This is a genomic window from Enemella evansiae, from assembly GCF_002250705.1.
Taxonomy (GTDB): Bacteria; Actinomycetota; Actinomycetes; order Propionibacteriales; family Propionibacteriaceae; genus Enemella; species Enemella evansiae.
Genome location: NZ_NMVP01000037.1, coordinates 36,671 through 51,275, shown reverse-complemented (window position 1 = coordinate 51,275; position 14,605 = coordinate 36,671). Strand labels below are relative to the sequence as shown.

At 69.5% G+C, this 14,605-nt stretch carries 15 protein-coding genes; 8 read left to right on the top strand and 7 right to left on the bottom strand.

Annotated elements, in window-relative coordinates; genetic code table 11:
* Nucleotides 1–80: 80 nt before the first annotated feature.
* From sufD to BI335_RS19355, 6 genes are all read left to right on the top strand, one after another.
* Entirely contained in the window at nt 81–1,301 is a 1,221-nt protein-coding gene (sufD, locus tag BI335_RS19380; protein ID WP_229117801.1) for a Fe-S cluster assembly protein SufD, read from the top strand.
* 1 nt (nt 1,302) lies between these two features.
* Entirely contained in the window at nt 1,303–2,064 is a 762-nt protein-coding gene (gene sufC, locus BI335_RS19375) for a Fe-S cluster assembly ATPase SufC (protein WP_094403808.1), read from the top strand.
* 85 nt (nt 2,065–2,149) lie between these two features.
* Nucleotides 2,150–3,418 carry a SufS family cysteine desulfurase gene (locus BI335_RS19370; protein WP_094433152.1) on the top strand — a complete coding sequence of 423 codons (1,269 nt, stop codon included), beginning with the start codon at nt 2,150–2,152 and terminating at the stop codon, nt 3,416–3,418.
* Between the two features lie 4 nt (nt 3,419–3,422).
* Nucleotides 3,423–3,887: a Fe-S cluster assembly sulfur transfer protein SufU gene (sufU, locus tag BI335_RS19365; protein ID WP_094432963.1), complete on the top strand. Its 465-nt coding sequence runs from the start codon at nt 3,423–3,425 to the stop codon at nt 3,885–3,887.
* A gap of 20 nt (nt 3,888–3,907) precedes the next feature.
* A complete protein-coding gene (locus BI335_RS19360) occupies nt 3,908–4,333 on the top strand; it encodes a metal-sulfur cluster assembly factor (protein ID WP_094433149.1) in 426 nt (141 codons plus the stop codon).
* Nucleotides 4,334–4,771: 438 nt separating this feature from the next.
* Nucleotides 4,772–6,196: an MFS transporter gene (locus tag BI335_RS19355; RefSeq protein WP_094432960.1), complete on the top strand. Its 1,425-nt coding sequence runs from the start codon at nt 4,772–4,774 to the stop codon at nt 6,194–6,196.
* Here BI335_RS19355 and BI335_RS19350 read toward each other — a convergent pair.
* The 3 genes from BI335_RS19350 to BI335_RS19340 form a co-directional block, all read right to left on the bottom strand.
* A complete protein-coding gene (locus BI335_RS19350; protein ID WP_094432958.1) occupies nt 6,186–6,620 on the bottom strand; it encodes a QcrA and Rieske domain-containing protein in 435 nt (144 codons plus the stop codon). The genes BI335_RS19355 and BI335_RS19350 overlap by 11 nt on opposite strands.
* Entirely contained in the window at nt 6,620–6,805 is a 186-nt protein-coding gene (locus tag BI335_RS19345) for a hypothetical protein (RefSeq protein ID WP_094432956.1), read from the bottom strand. Before BI335_RS19345 ends, BI335_RS19350 begins: the two co-directional genes overlap by 1 nt.
* Before the next feature lie 87 nt (nt 6,806–6,892).
* Nucleotides 6,893–7,747, bottom strand: a complete 855-nt coding sequence (locus BI335_RS19340) for a LysR family transcriptional regulator ArgP (RefSeq protein WP_094432954.1) — start codon at nt 7,745–7,747, stop codon at nt 6,893–6,895.
* Nucleotides 7,748–7,818: 71 nt separating this feature from the next.
* Here BI335_RS19340 and BI335_RS19335 point away from each other — a divergent pair, with 71 nt between their 5' ends.
* Complete coding sequence (locus tag BI335_RS19335) at nt 7,819–8,436, top strand: LysE/ArgO family amino acid transporter (protein ID WP_094432953.1); 618 nt, start codon at nt 7,819–7,821, stop codon at nt 8,434–8,436.
* On the opposite strand, the gene hutI is transcribed toward BI335_RS19335, so the two are convergent.
* The 3 genes from hutI to hutH are packed head-to-tail and all read right to left on the bottom strand — an operon-like array spanning nt 8,433 to nt 12,916.
* Nucleotides 8,433–9,635 carry an imidazolonepropionase gene (gene hutI / locus BI335_RS19330; protein ID WP_094432950.1) on the bottom strand — a complete coding sequence of 401 codons (1,203 nt, stop codon included), beginning with the start codon at nt 9,633–9,635 and terminating at the stop codon, nt 8,433–8,435. The two genes, BI335_RS19335 and hutI, sit on opposite strands and share 4 nt — an antisense overlap.
* On the bottom strand, nt 9,635–11,320 hold the full coding sequence (gene hutU / locus BI335_RS19325; RefSeq protein WP_094432948.1) for a urocanate hydratase: 1,686 nt from the start codon (nt 11,318–11,320) through the stop codon (nt 9,635–9,637). Before hutU ends, hutI begins: the two co-directional genes overlap by 1 nt.
* A 39-nt stretch (nt 11,321–11,359) precedes the next feature.
* Nucleotides 11,360–12,916 carry a histidine ammonia-lyase gene (gene hutH / locus BI335_RS19320; RefSeq protein WP_094432946.1) on the bottom strand — a complete coding sequence of 519 codons (1,557 nt, stop codon included), beginning with the start codon at nt 12,914–12,916 and terminating at the stop codon, nt 11,360–11,362.
* 356 nt (nt 12,917–13,272) lie between these two features.
* On the opposite strand from hutH, the gene BI335_RS19315 reads away from it, so the two are divergent.
* Nucleotides 13,273–14,061, top strand: coding sequence for an IclR family transcriptional regulator (locus BI335_RS19315; RefSeq protein ID WP_094433147.1), 789 nt, complete (start codon nt 13,273–13,275; stop codon nt 14,059–14,061).
* Here the strand turns inward: BI335_RS19315 and BI335_RS19310 are convergent.
* The gene (locus tag BI335_RS19310; RefSeq protein WP_094433145.1) at nt 14,006–14,599 is read right to left on the bottom strand and encodes a mycothiol transferase; all 594 of its coding nucleotides are present in this window, start codon (nt 14,597–14,599) and stop codon (nt 14,006–14,008) included. The genes BI335_RS19315 and BI335_RS19310 overlap by 56 nt on opposite strands.
* Nucleotides 14,600–14,605: the final 6 nt, after the last annotated feature.

Sequence of the window (14,605 nt, the reverse complement as noted above, 5' to 3'; positions counted from 1 at the left end):
TGGCTGAGCGAGCGAGGAACGAGCGAGTCGAAGCCACCGAGCCAAGCCCGAAGATCCAACCCAGAAAGAGAATCCAGACGTTGTCCGTGGACACCAAGCCCAATGTCGCCGGGGCGGTGGAGAGCAGCATCGCCTCCCACCTGCACCCGCGCCCGTCCTATGACCTGGCGGACCATCCGGTGCCGCAGGGCCGTGAAGAGGTCTGGCGGTTCACGCCGCTGAAGCGGTTGCGTGGCCTGCTCGAGGCCGAGGGCACCGGCGCGAAGCTGGGCCGCCAGGTGCGCAGCCCCGAGGGCGTCACGGTCACCGACCTGCCCAGTTCCGAGGCCCGCAAGCTGGGCGGGCACGCCCCGGGTGACCGGCTCGCCGCGGTCGCCGCGGCGTACGCCGGTGAGGCGCTGCTGGTGGACGTGCCGGCGAACACCGAACTCGACGAGCCGGTGGTCGTCGAGCTGACCGGTGACTCGGTGGAGTCGGTGGTGCACGGGCATCTGGTGTTCCGGATCGGCAACCACTCCCGGGCCACCATCGCGGTCCGCCACAACGGGTCGGCGACCTATGCCGGGCTCACCCAGGTGCTGGTCGGGGACGGTGCCGATGTCACCTTCGTCGCCGTCGCCGACTGGGCCGATGACGCGGTGCACACCGGCCAGACCTCGATCACCGTCGGCCGCGACGCGCAGGTGCGCAGCGTGGCCGTGTCCCTGGGTGGGGACCTGGTCCGGATCGCCGAAACCGCCGAGTACGCCGGGCCCGGGGGCTCGATCGACCAGTACGGGCTCTATTTCGTCGACGCCGGTCAGCACATCGAACACCGGCTGTTCGTCGACCACAATGCCCCGAAAACCCGTTCCAACGTTGACTATCGCGGTGCCCTGCAGGGCAAGCGCGCGCACAGCGTGTGGATCGGCGACGTGCTGATCCGCAAGGTCGCCGAGGGCATCGAGACCTACGAGTCGAACAAGAACCTGCTGCTCACCGACGGGTGCAAGGCCGACTCGGTGCCGAACCTGGAGATCGAGACCGGTGAGATCGAGGGCGCCGGCCACGCGTCAACCACCGGCCGCTTCGACGACCAGCAGCTGTTCTATCTGCGCAGCCGCGGCATCGACGAGACCGAGGCCCGCCGCCTGGTGGTGCACGGCTTCTTCGCCGACATCATCCGCCGGATCGGCGTACCGGAGGTCGAGCAGCACCTGCTCGCCGCCATCGAGACCGAGCTCGCCCTGACCGTGGGCACCCCCGCCCTGACCGAGACCCCCGAGAGCAACGAGAACACCGAGAGCAACGAGGAAGCCTGAGATGTCGAAGCTGGAGATCAACGACCTGCACGTCAACGTGGACACCGAATCCGGTGCCAAGGAGATCCTCAAGGGCGTGAACCTCACCGTGAACTCGGGCGAGGTGCACGCGATCATGGGCCCGAACGGTTCCGGCAAGTCCACCCTGGCGTACGCCATCGCCGGCCACCCGAAGTATCAGGTCACCTCGGGCTCGGTGAAGCTGGACGGCGAGGAGATCCTGGATCTCACCGTCGACGAGCGCGCCCGCGCCGGCCTCTTCCTGGCCATGCAGTACCCGGTCGAGGTGCCCGGTGTCTCGGTGTCGAACTTCCTGCGGACCGCGAAGACCGCCATCGACGGCCAGGCGCCGAACATCCGCAAGTTCGTCAAGGAGATCAACGAATCCCTGGAGAACGTGAACCTGGACAAGTCGTTCGCGCAGCGCTCGGTGAACGAGGGCTTCTCCGGCGGTGAGAAGAAGCGCGCCGAGATCGCCCAGCTGGAGTTGCTGAACCCGAAGTTCGCGGTCCTCGACGAGACCGACTCCGGTCTGGACATCGATGCGCTGCGGATCGCCTCCGAGGGGGTCAACCGGTACGCCGCCCAGGGTGATCGCGGTGTGCTGCTGATCACCCACTACACGCGGATCCTGAACTACATCAAGCCGGACTTCGTGCACGTCTTCGTCGACGGCCGCTTCGCCGAGCAGGGTGGCCCCGAGCTGGCCGCCCAGCTGGAGGCCGAGGGTTACGACAAGTATCTGCGCGCCGCCCGCGCCTGAGCGATCCAGGCAGAACAGGGCCATTGATCAGAACAGGAGGTGCGGGGTGACCCACACCAACGAGGAGATCCCGGACACCGCGCCGCTGCCGGTCGAACCGCAGCCGGATGCGTCCGCGCCGTTCGACGTCGAGGCGATCCGCCGCGATTTTCCCGTCCTGGAACGGACGATCGACGGCAAGCCGCTGGTCTATCTCGACTCGGCGAACACCTCGCAGAAGCCGGAGTCGGTGATCGAGACGATCGCCGAGCACTACCGGCTGCACAACGCGAACGTCGCCCGCGCGATGCACGTCCTCGGTGCCGAGGCGACCGAGGCGTTCGAGGGCGGCCGGGCCAAGGTCGGGACCTTCATCGGCGCCGCGCGCAGCGAGGAGGTGGTGTTCACCAAGAACGCCTCCGAGGCGCTGAACCTGTGCGCGCACACCCTCGGTCAGCACCTCGCCCTCGGCCCCGGTGACGAGATCGTGGTCTCGGTGATGGAGCACCACTCCAACATCGTGCCCTGGCAGCTGCTCGCCGAGCGGACCGGTGCCACGCTGCGCTGGTTCGACATCACCGACGAGGGCCGGCTGGATCTGGAGAAGGCCGAACGCGAAGGTCTGATCAATGAGCGCACCAAGGTCGTCTCCCTGACCTGGGTGTCCAATGTGCTCGGCACCATCAACCCGATCCGCCAGCTCGCCGACCAGGCGCACGCGGTCGGCGCGGTCGTGGTCGTCGACGCCTCCCAGGGCGTACCGCAGCTGCCGACCTCGGTGAGTGAGCTGGGTGCCGACCTGGTCGCGTTCACCGGCCACAAGATGGTCGGGCCGACCGGGATCGGTGTGCTCTGGGGCCGCTACGATCTGCTCGCCTCGCTGCCGCCGTTCCTTGGCGGGGGAGAGATGATCGAGGTGGTCCGGATGACCGGTTCCACCTGGGCGCCGCCGCCGCACCGCTTCGAGGCCGGTACGCCGCCGATCGCGCAGGCCGCCGGCTTGGGCGCCGCGGTCGACTACCTCACCGGTGTCGGCATGCCGGCCATCGCCCGGCACGAGGCCGAGATCACCGCGTACGCCCTGGAGGGCCTGAAAACCCTGCCCGGGTTGCGAATCCTCGGTCCCACCGAGATGGTCGAGCGGGGCGGAGCGATCTCCTTCACGCTGGACGGGATCCACCCCCACGACGTCTCGCAGCTGCTGGACAGCCGGCTGGTCGCCGTCCGCGGCGGGCACCACTGCGCCCGGCCGTTGCACGAGCGGCTGGGCATCCAGTCCTCCACCCGGGCCTCGTCCTACCTCTACACCACCCGTGGCGAGATCAATGCGCTCGTCGACGCGCTGGCGTACACGATCAACTTCTTCAAGGGGTGAGTGCATGAACGTCGAGGAGCTGTACCAGCAGATCATCCTGGATCACTACAAGGCCAAGCACCACAGCGGTCTCCGCGATCCGCACGAGGCCGAGGTGCACCACGTCAACCCGTCCTGCGGTGACGAGCTGACGCTGCGGGTGCACCTGGACGGCGACAAGGTCGCCGACATTTCCTATGACGCCGAGGGGTGTTCGATCTCCCAGGCGTCCACCTCGGTGATGACCGACCTGGTGATCGGCAAGCCGGTCTCGGAGGCGTTCGAGCTGCACGAGGAGTTCAAGACGATGATGGACTCCCGCGGCAACTACGAGCCCGACGAGGACGTCTTCGAGGACGCGATCGCGTTCGTCGGCGTCGCCAAGTTCCCCGCCCGGATCAAGTGCGCCCTGCTCGGCTGGGAGGCCTTCCGGGATGCGGCCCTGCAGGCCGGAGCGAAGGCGCCGGCGGCGCATACAGTGGAACCGTGACCGACCGAAAGGACACGACGATGACCGAGCAGAGCACCGAAACCGAGCAGGTCCGGCCCTCGGACCGGGTCCGCGACACCCTGCCCGACCAGACCCCCGAGGTCACCGATCCGGCGACCGGTGAGGTCGTCGACGGCAAGCCCAACGAGGAGGAGCTCCTCGAGGCGCTGAAGGACGTCGTTGACCCCGAACTGGGGATCAACGTCGTCGACCTCGGGCTGGTCTACGGGCTGCACGTCGACGACGACTCCTCGGTGACGGTCGACATGACGCTGACCTCGGCGGCCTGCCCGCTGACCGACGTGATCGAGGACCAGACCGACACCGCGCTGAAGGACCTGGCCACCCGGACCGCGATCAACTGGGTCTGGATGCCGCCGTGGACCCCGGAGAAGATCAGCGACGACGGACGCGACCAGCTCCGGATGCTCGGCTTCAACGTCTGAGCCGTACGCCCCACGGCCCTCGAGCAGCTCGCGCAGCGACCCGCCTCACCGCCTGCATTCCGCATGGCCCAGCCGAAACAGGCGTTCTCCTTGACAGGCGTTCTCCACTGTGCGGCTCAACTCTCACTCCGCGGACCGCATACAGGCCGCGGAGTGAGAGTTGGGCCGCGAAGTCGGCGCGAGCCCCGATCAGGCCGGTCGCCGATCAGCCCGCTCCCGGGTAGGTGGCAGAAGAGCATCGAGATGAGCCCGTTCATCTCGACACGCCAGCCATTGCTCCGCTGCGCTCCGCATGGCTGGCTACTCGATGAACCTAAGAGGCCACTGCCGCTTCGCGGCGCATGGCGGGCTGTTCGCTGAACGGACAGATCGTGGAACGCCGGCGCGAGTCCCGAAATCGGTCCTAGGGTTGCCCCGCTCACCGAACGAAGGGGACCCATGACCGACACCGCCGAGGATGCGACGAAGCAGCCATCGGGCGCGAACCCGAACACCCGGGGCCGCGTACTGACCGCCAGCCTGGTCGGCACCACGATCGAGTTCTTCGATTTCTATGCCTATGGGACGGCCGCCTCGCTGGTCTTCCCGAGCCTGTTCTTCCCGTCCAAGAACCCCACCACCGAACTGCTCGCCTCCTTCGCGGTGTTCGGGGTGGCGTTCCTGGCGCGCCCACTGGGTTCGCTGATCTTCGGTCACTTCGGCGACCGGATCGGCCGGAAGAAGACCCTGGTGGCCAGCCTGCTGGTGATGGGCATCGGCACCTTCCTGATCGGGTGCCTGCCCACCGCACTCACCCCCGGCTGGTCCATCCTGGCGCCGCTTTTCCTTGTGGTGCTGCGATTCACCCAGGGCATCGGTCTCGGTGGGGAGTGGTCGGGTGCCGCGCTGCTGGCGACCGAGAACGCGCCGGCCGGCAAGCGGGCCATCTATGGCACCTTCCCGCAGCTCGGTGCCCCGATCGGCTTCCTGACCTCGAACCTGCTGTTCCTGCTGCTGAACACCTATCTGAGCCCGCAGGCGTTCAACTCGTGGGGTTGGCGGATCCCGTTCCTGGTCTCGGCCCTGCTGGTCGTCGTCGGTCTCTATGTCCGCTTCCAGCTGATCGAGACCCCGTCGTTCCAGAAGGTGCTGGATCGCGGTGAGGTCGTCCGCGTCCCGCTCGCCAGCGTGCTGAAGAAGTCCTGGAAGCCGTTGATCCTGGGCACGGTGATCATGATCGCCACCTACGTGATCTTCTACATGATGACCGCGTTCACACTCACCTACGGCACCACCGCCGCCACCGTCGAGGCGGCTGCCGCTGCGGCGGCCAAGGCGGGCAAGCCGTTCAACCCCGCCGGTTTCACTCCCGGGCTGGGTTTCGCGCGCACCGAGTTCCTCACCTATCTGATCATCGCGGTGGTCTTCTTCGGCATCTTCACCGTCGTCTCCGGCCCGCTCGCCGAACGCCTCGGCCGGCGGCGGATGCTGATGGGGGTGACCGTGCTGATCGGCGTCTACGGCCTGGTGCTGCATCCGCTGTTCAACGCCGGCCGATACGGTGCCCTGCTCGGGCTGATCGTCGGGTTCATCCTGATGGGTCTCACCTACGGGCCGATGGCGGCGTACCTGCCGGAACTGTTCCCCGCCAACGTCCGCTACACCGGCTCGGCGGTCTCCTACAACCTTGCCTCGGTGATCGGCGCCGGGCCCGCGCCGTTCGCGCTGGTCGCTCTCTGGCAGGCCAACGGCGGCAAGATCGTCTATGTCGGATTCTACGTCCTCGGTGCCGCGGTGCTCACCATGATCGGGTTGTTCCTGGCTCAGGAGACCCGGGACACCAACTATCAGGACGACACCACCGCGGAAACCGTCAGCCCTTGACGATGCCGTCGCCCTGGACGCGTACCGGGATCTTCTCCAGGGGTTTGTTGGCCGGACCCTTCTGCACCGAACCGTCCAGGCCGAACTGGGAGCCGTGGCAGCCGCAGACGATGGTGCTGCCGCGGAGCTGGGAGACGATGCAGCCCTGATGGGTGCAGAAGGCCGAGAGGCCGACGAACTCGCCGGCGGTCGGCTGGGTGACCACCAACTGGGCAGCGGGGAGGATCTTGCCGCTGCCGACCGGGATCTCCGCGGTGCTCGCCACCGCGCCCGGGGGCGCCGGCGGGGCGCTCGCGTCTCCGGCGGGTGGCGCCGAGCTGCGGGAATCCCGGGATCCGGCGCCGCTGGAACAACCGGTCAGGGCGCCGACGGCGAGCGCCGACAGCCCACCGGCGGCCCCCAGCAGGGCACGTCGGCTGGTCATCACTGGTCCTCGGGCCGGGCGGGCGCGTCGCGATCCATCGGGCCGTCGAGGTCGGGGTCGAGCGGTTGCACGTGCCGGTCCTCGTCGTCGACCGGGGCGTCGTCGGGGAGGATCACCTCGTCCTCGGTCAGCTCCACTGCGCGGTCCTCGTCGGGAACGAACTGGTCGGTGTGCGGTTCGGTCATCGGGAGACTCCTCTCGAATCCACCGAGTTGCGGATCGGGTCACCCAGTATGCCCGCGCGGTCCGCGGCGACAACAGGGCGGCGAGCCTCAGGCGTTTGGTGCCGCCTCCGCCAGCGCCTCGGCGAGCGCATCCAGGACGGGGGAGCGCAGCTTCCACTGCTGCCAGAACAGCGGCACCGTGACCGCACCGCCGGGTTCCAGGTCCACCAGGTCGGGGGTGCGTTGCAGGTCGGGGATCATGCCCCACCCGAGCCCCAACCGGACCGCCTGCGCGTAGCTGGTGGATTCGGGGATGTAGTGCCGCGGCGGATCGAGGCGCCGGCTCCGGCGGCGGAGCCAGCGGTGCTGCAGGTCGTCGGAGCGATCGAACACCACCAGCGGGGCCTCGGCCAGTGCCGCCGTGCTCGCCCCTTCGGGGAACCAGCGGTCCCGGTACGCCGGGGAGCACATCGGGCGGTAGGTCATCGCGCCGAGCCGGCGTACGGTGCAGCCCGGAACCGGGTCGGCGACCGAGGTGACCGCGGCCATCGCGGCACCGGTACGCAGCCAGCGGGTCGAGTGGTCCTGGTCCTCCCGACGCACCTCCAGGCGTACCGGTTGGGATGCTGCGACATCGGCCAGCGGGGCGAGCGCCCAGGTGGCGAGCGAGTCCGCGTTGACCACCACCGAGAGCGTCGCGCGAGTGCCCTCGGCGGCGCCGAGCTCGGCAAGCGCGTCGGCCTGCAGCAGGGCCTGCTGGCGGGCCAGTCGGAGCAGCACGGTGCCCGACTCGGTGGCGGTGACGGGGCGGGCCCGGACGAGCACGGTGCGGCCGAGCTGGGTCTCCAGCGCCTTGATCCGCTGGCTGACCGCCGACGGGGTGATGCCCAGGGCGTACGCCGCATCCTCGAACGAGCCCTCGTCGACGACCGCCAGCAGGGTACGCAGTTGCTCCGAATCCATGAAGCAATGCTAAGGCAAGTGAAGAAAACATAGTTGGACTAATGCGTGACGAGGTCCGTACCGTTGTTCGCATGGACCCCGCGACCGTGCCTGCTGCCCTTGCCGGACTGGGATTCGGGCTGTCGCTGATCATCGCGATCGGCGCCCAGAACGCCTACGTGCTGCGTCAGGGCCTGCGCCGCGAACACGTCGGGCCGATCGTCGCGCTCTGCGCGATCTCCGACCTGGTGCTGATCGTGGCCGGCGTCGCCGGAATGGGAGCGATCGTGCAGCGGGTGCCGCTGCTGGTCTGGGTGATCCGCTTCGGCGGGGCGGCCTTCCTGATCGCCTATGCCGTGCTGGCGGCCCGGCGCGCGGTGCGGACCGAACGATTGCGGGCCGAGACCGCCGGTGGGCCGACCTCACTGTGGCAGGCCGTGGCGACCGCCGCCGCGCTGACCTGGCTGAACCCGCACGTCTATCTCGACACCGTGGTGCTGCTCGGCGCCGTGGCCAGTTCACACCGGCCCTACCAATGGGCGTTCGCCGTCGGCGCCTGCCTGGGCAGCATCATCTGGTTCACCGCGCTGGGTTATGGCGCGCGCCTGCTCGGCCGGGTCTTCGCCAGACCCATCGCCTGGCGGATCCTCGATGGCGCGATCGCGGTGATCATGCTGGTGCTCGGTCTGCGGCTGCTCTTCGGCGGTTAGGCAGATCGCCGACTGCTGGGCCATGGGGAATCCGCACCGGTGACCGGCCGGGACAGGGGTACGCCCGGGCGGTAGGCGAGATGCTCCCAGGAGGGGGCGTCGAGCACGGTCAACCGGGCCGGGTCACCGACCCGGATCCGGCCGGCATCCGTGCGGTGCAGGGAATCCGCCGCGGTGGCGGTCGTCGCATAGAGCGCCTCGGCCGGATGCATGCCCATCTCCCGCACCGCGAGCGCGATCATCAGCGGCATCGAGGAGCTGTAGCAGGTGCCCGGGTTGCAGTCGGTGGCCAGCGCCACCCGCACCCCGGCATCAAGCAACCGGCGCGCATCCGGGTAGGGGGAGCGGGTGCTGAACTCCACCCCGGGCAGCAGCGTGGCGATCGTGTCCGCGCCCGCCAGGGCATCGACATCGGCCTCGTCGAGAAAGGTGCAGTGGTCCACGCTCGCCGCGCCCAGCTCGACCGCCAGGCGTACGCCCGGACCCGGGCCGAGCTGATTGCCGTGCACCCGCAGCCCCAGCCCCGCGCGCCGGCCGGCCTCCAGCACCTCGCGGGATTCCTCGCCGGTGAAGGAATGCGGGCTGTTCGGCTCGCAGAAGACGTCGATCCAGCGGGCGTACGGGGCAACGGCGTCGAGCATCGGTCCGGTGACCAGCTCGACGTAATCGGTGCGGTGATCGCGGTATTCCGGCGGTACCACATGGGCGCCGAGGAAGGTGACCTCGTCGGTCACCTCGGCCGCCAGCCGGGCCGCCCGGGTCTCGGTCGCGACATCCAACCCGTAACCGGTCTTGATCTCGACCAGGTCGCTGCCCTGGCCACGCAGCTCGGCCACCCGGGCAGCCAGCAGGGCGCGCAACTCGTCTTCGGAGGCGGCCCTGGTCGCGGTCATCGTGGTGGCGATTCCGCCACCGTCATAGGGAATCCCGGCCATCCGCGCGGTGAACTCCGCCGATCGGTCACCGGCGAAGACGAGGTGCGAGTGCGAGTCGACGAAGGCCGGGATCATGCTGCGGCCGCCGTGATCGACCCGCTCGTCGGCGGCCGGCGCCTCGGCAACCGGGCCGATCCAGTCCACCACACCCTCACGTACCACCAGGGCGGCATCGGGCAGGATGCCGAGCCGCTCCACCGGGTCCGGACCCTCGCCGGTGCAGGTGACCAGCTCGGTGAGGCCGGTGTGCAGGACCGCGCACATCAGCGCTCGCTCGTCGCCGCGGTTGCTTGCAGAGCAGAAGACATCGGCACGCGGACGCCCTGCTCGGCGGCCACCTCGGCGGCCCGGGGGTACCCGGCGTCCACATGCCGGATCACGCCCATGCCGGGATCGTTGCTCAACACGCGGGCCAGTTTCTCAGCAGCCAAGGGGGTTCCGTCGGCGAGGGACACCTGACCGGCGTGGATCGAGCGGCCGATGCCGACGCCCCCACCGTGGTGGATGGACACCCAGGAGGCACCCGAGGAGGTGTTCACCAGGGCGTTCAGCAGCGGCCAGTCGGCGATCGCGTCGGAGCCGTCGCTCATCGCCTCGGTCTCCCGATAGGGCGAGGCCACCGACCCGCAGTCCAGGTGGTCGCGGCCGATCACGATCGGTGCGCTGACCTCGCCGCTGGCGACCAGGTCGTTGAAGGCCAACCCCGCCTTGTCCCGCTCACCCTGCCCGAGCCAGCAGATCCGTGCCGGCAATCCCTGGAAGGCGATCCGCTCCTGGGCGCCGCGGATCCACTTGTGCAGCCGGTCATTGTCTGGGAAGAGATCCAGCACGGCGCGGTCGGTGGCGGCGATGTCCTGTGGGTCGCCGGAGAGCGCGGCCCAGCGGAATGGGCCCTTGCCCTCGCAGAACAGCGGCCGGATGTAGGCGGGCACGAAACCGGGGAAGTCGAACGCCCGCTCGTAACCACCCTGCCGGGCCTCGTCACGGATCGAGTTGCCGTAGTCGAAGACCTCGGCGCCGGCGTCGGCGAACTCGACCATCGCCCGGACGTGCGCAGCCATCGATTCACGGGCCCGATCGGTGAACTCCTCGGGCTTCTTCTCGGCGTACTCGGCCCACTGGTCCAGTTCGATCCCGACCGGCAGGTAGCTCAACGGGTCGTGTGCGGAGGTCTGATCGGTGACGATGTCGATCGGTACGCCGCGGCGGAGCAGTTCGGGGAACACCTCGGCGGCATTGCCGACGACGCCGACCGACCAGCCGCGCCGCTCCGCCTTGGCGGCAAGGGCTTTCTCGATCGCCTGGTCCAGATCGTCGGCGACCTCATCGAGGTAGCGGTGCTCGACGCGGCGCTGCAGCCGGGCCGGGTCGACGTCGACGATCAGGCAGGCGCCGTCGTTCAGGGTGACCGCCAGCGGTTGGGCGCCGCCCATCCCGCCGCAACCCGCGGTCAGTGTCAGGGTGCCGGCGAGCGTACCGCCGAAGCGTTTCTCGGCCACTGCCGCGAAGGTCTCGTAGGTGCCCTGCACGATCCCCTGGGTGCCGATGTAGATCCAGGATCCGGCGGTCATCTGCCCATACATGGTCAGGCCGAGCTGCTCGAGCCGCCGGAATTCCGGCCAGGTCGCCCAATCCGGTACCAGGTTGGAGTTGGCGATCAGCACCCTGGGCGCCCACTCGTGGGTGCGGAACACCCCGACCGGCCGGCCCGACTGGACCAGCATCGTCTCGTCCGGGGCGAGTGTGGTCAATGTGCGCACCATCGCGTCGAAGGACTTCCAGTCCCGCGCCGCGCGACCCGTGCCGCCGTAGACGACCAGGTCGTCGGGGCGCTCGGCGACCTCGGGGTCGAGGTTGTTCTGCAGCATCCGCAACGGGGCCTCGGTCGTCCAGGATCGGGCGGTCAGGGTGGTGCCGCGGGGAGCGCGGACCGGGCGGGCGCCTTCCATGATTTCTCCTTGTTCGATGGGGATCGCGGGTTCGGGTGATCAGAGCAGTGGGCCGGTGACGGTCTCGGCTGCGGTCAGCAGCGAACCGTCGCGGACCAGCGCCACGGTGGCCTCGAGCTGCGGGGCGAGGAAGACGTCGGGACCGGGCCCGGCGACCTGTTCACGGAGTACGCCGATCGCGGCGGCGGTGGCGGGGGAGGGCCGCAGCGGGGCGCGCAGGTCGATGCCGCGGGCTGCCGTGAGCACTTCCACGGCCAGCACCCGGGTCAGCAGGTCGATGCTGCGGCGCAGCTTACGGGCGGCCGACCAGCCCATCGACACGTGATCCTCCTGCATCGCGCTGCTCGGGATCGAATCAACGCTGGCCGGGGTGGCCAACCGCTTCGCCTCCGAGACCATCGCTGCCTGGGTGTACTGGGCGATCATCTGGCCGGAGTCGACGCCGGGATCGACGGCCAGGAAGGGATTCAGGCCGTTGTTGCGGGCCCGGTCCAGGAAACGGTCGGTGCGCCGTTCGGAGATGCTGGCCAGATCGGCGACCGCGATCGCCAGGAAGTCGAGCACGTAACCCACCGGGGCGCCGTGGAAGTTGCCGTTGGATTCCACCCGGCCGTCCGGAGTGACGACCGGGTTGTCGATCGCGGCGGCCAGCTCCCGGCCCGCGACTGCGCTGGCGTGCTCGATGGTGTCCCGCACCGCACCGGCGACCTGTGGGGAGCAGCGCAGCGAGTAGGCGTCCTGGACCCGCGTGCAGGCGGCCGGATCGCGATGCGACTCACGGATCTCGGAGTTGGCGAGCAGGGCCCGGAGATTGGCGGCCGAGGTGGCCTGGCCGGGGTGGGGGCGGAGTGCCTGCAGGTCGGCGGCGAAGACATCGTCGGTGCCGAGCAGGCCCTCGACGCTCATCGCCGCGGCCAGGTCGGCGGTGCGGGCCAGCCGGCGCAGATCGTGCAGCGCCAGCACCAGCATGCCGAGCATTCCGTCGGTGCCGTTGATCAGTGCCAGCCCCTCCTTCTCGGCCAGGGTGACCGGGGTGATGCCGGCTGCGGCCATGGCCTCGGCGGCCGGGCGCCGGTTGCCGTCCCGGTCGCGTACCGGTCCCTCGCCCATCAGCGCCAGGGCACAGTGGGCGAGCGGGGCGAGATCCCCGGAGCAACCCAGCGATCCGTATTCGTGCACGACCGGGGTGATGCCCGCATTCAGCAGTGCAGCGAGGGTTTCCGCGGTCTCCAGGCGTACGCCGGTCCGCCCGGTGGCCAGGGTCGCCAGGCGCAGCAGCATCAGCGCACGGACGACCTCGGTCTCCACCTCCGGCCCGGAACCGGCGGCGTGGCTGCGGATCAGCGAACGCTGCAACTGGGTGCGCTGGTCCAGCGGGATGTGCCGGGTGGCGAGCGCCCCGAACCCGGTCGAGATGCCGTAGTGCGGAATCGGGTTGTCGGCCAGCCGCTCGATCACCGCACGGGTCTCGGCGATCGCGGTGCGGGCGCTCTCGCTGAGGCGGACCTCGGCACCCTCGCGCGCGATGGCCACCACCTCGGTCTCGGTCAGCGGCCCGGTGCCGAGTTCGACGGGGGAGATCTGCGTCTGCTGCATGCTCCCATCGAACCCCGTGCGGACCCCCGCGGCGACCACCGGAGACCGGTCTCTGTCTCATATCCGAGACACCCCACCTCCTCGAGCAGGTCGCGCAGCGACCGTGTCGAGAGGAGCCCACTGTCCGCTCATCTCGACACGCCGACCATTGCTCCGCTTCGCTGCGCATGGTCGGCTACTCGATGAGCGTGGGGGCAGCGACCGGGTGCTCCCGCTCCTCGAGCAGGTCGCGCAGCGACCGTGTCGAGAGGAGCCCGCTGTCCGCTCATCTCGACACGCCGACCATTGCTCCGCTTCGCTGCGCATGGTCGGCTACTCGATGAGCGTGGGCGGTATCGGCTGGCATGATCGGTCCCATGGTTGCCGCGCCCGCCGCCGATCAGGTGCTCGCCGTGCTGACGTTGCTGTCGCGGCACGGTGAACCGCTGCCGGCGTCCGCGATCGCCACCAGGCTGGGGATTCCGCGCTCCACCACCTATCGGCTGCTGGAGGCGTTGCAGGAGCACGGTTATGTGGTGCATCTCGCGGAGGAGCGCCGGTTCGGGCTCGGCGTGGCCGCGCACGAGCTCGGTCAGGCGTACACCCGCCAGGCGCCGCTGCAACGCCTGGCCCGCCCGATCATCGCCGCCCTGGTCCAGCAGACCGGGCAGAACGCCCATCTGGCGGTGCTGCACGGCATCGACGTGCTCTATCTGATCGAGGAACGGCACCCCGGCCGGCCGTCGCTGGTCACCGACGTCGGGGTGCGCCTGCCCGCGCACCTGACGGCCAGCGGCCTGGCCCTGCTGGCCGCGCTACCACGCCGGCAGGTCCGCGCGCTCTATCCCTCGGCCGCCGCCCTGGTCCGTCGGCACGGTGGCGGGGTGACCACGTTGACCGCATTGCGGGCCGAGTTGGCCGACATCCGCCAGCGCGGCCACGCGATCGAGATCGGCACCGTCACCCCGGAGTTCTCTTCGGTCGCGGTGGCGGCCACCGACCACACCGGTATGCCGGTCGCCTCCTTCGCCATCACCCACGATCGGGACGGTGTCGCAGCCGGCGAACTGGCCAGGTTGGTGAGCGCCACCGACCGGGCGGCGCGGGCGCTCAGCGAGCGGCTGGCTGGGCGGTTGCGTCCCGGTGCTCCGGACGCCACGGCTTGATGAAGTCGTTGCCGGGTCGTCCCTCGACGGCGAACAGCAGGGACATCGCCTGTGCCCCGTCGAGCTCCTCGCGGATGATGTCGGCGTGACCGGCGTGCCGGGCGAACTCGTCGATGTGGTGGGCGAGCAGCAGCCGCTGGCTCGCCCGAGCCGGTTCGGGCTGGTCGTCCCAGGGCTTGGGCCCGACCGTCACCTCGGCGCCCGGATCGAGTTCGCCGATCGCCTGCAGGTAACCGATTCTGGTCTCATCGAAGGCGGCCAGCAGCCCGTCGAGGGTCTCCTCCTCGGTCGCGGTGAAACTGCCGGTGAACTCCCCGGCAGCGGCCCGGAAATCGGCCGGCGGTGTGTATCCCGGCAACTGCTGGCGCATCACCCAGGTCGCGTGTTTGATGATCCCGGCGATGGAGAGCTGCGAGCGCAGCGGGCGGGAGCGGGCCTGCTCGTCGGTCAGCCCGTGAGCGGCGTTGCGGATGCCGGAGAGCATTTCGTCGATGTAGCCGACGAAGGTATGGGATTCGTCTAGGATGGCTGGGCGCATGGTCAT

Bases quoted from the DNA above. Each gene is read 5' to 3' on its own strand.
- BI335_RS19310 (WP_094433145.1), bottom strand. From the start codon at position 14,599: ATGCGCCCAGCCATCCTAGACGAATCCCATACCTTCGTCGGCTACATC.
- sufC (WP_094403808.1), top strand. From the start codon at position 1,303: ATGTCGAAGCTGGAGATCAACGACCTGCACGTCAACGTGGACACCGAA.
- BI335_RS19345 (WP_094432956.1), bottom strand. From the start codon at position 6,805: ATGACCGAACCGCACACCGACCAGTTCGTTCCCGACGAGGACCGCGCA.
- sufU (WP_094432963.1), top strand. From the start codon at position 3,423: ATGAACGTCGAGGAGCTGTACCAGCAGATCATCCTGGATCACTACAAG.
- hutU (WP_094432948.1), bottom strand. From the start codon at position 11,320: ATGGAAGGCGCCCGCCCGGTCCGCGCTCCCCGCGGCACCACCCTGACC.
- BI335_RS19360 (WP_094433149.1), top strand. From the start codon at position 3,908: ATGACCGAGCAGAGCACCGAAACCGAGCAGGTCCGGCCCTCGGACCGG.
- hutI (WP_094432950.1), bottom strand. From the start codon at position 9,635: ATGTGCGCGGTCCTGCACACCGGCCTCACCGAGCTGGTCACCTGCACC.
- BI335_RS19315 (WP_094433147.1), top strand. From the start codon at position 13,273: ATGGTTGCCGCGCCCGCCGCCGATCAGGTGCTCGCCGTGCTGACGTTG.
- BI335_RS19355 (WP_094432960.1), top strand. From the start codon at position 4,772: ATGACCGACACCGCCGAGGATGCGACGAAGCAGCCATCGGGCGCGAAC.
- BI335_RS19340 (WP_094432954.1), bottom strand. From the start codon at position 7,747: ATGGATTCGGAGCAACTGCGTACCCTGCTGGCGGTCGTCGACGAGGGC.
- hutH (WP_094432946.1), bottom strand. From the start codon at position 12,916: ATGCAGCAGACGCAGATCTCCCCCGTCGAACTCGGCACCGGGCCGCTG.
- BI335_RS19350 (WP_094432958.1), bottom strand. From the start codon at position 6,620: ATGACCAGCCGACGTGCCCTGCTGGGGGCCGCCGGTGGGCTGTCGGCG.
- BI335_RS19335 (WP_094432953.1), top strand. From the start codon at position 7,819: ATGGACCCCGCGACCGTGCCTGCTGCCCTTGCCGGACTGGGATTCGGG.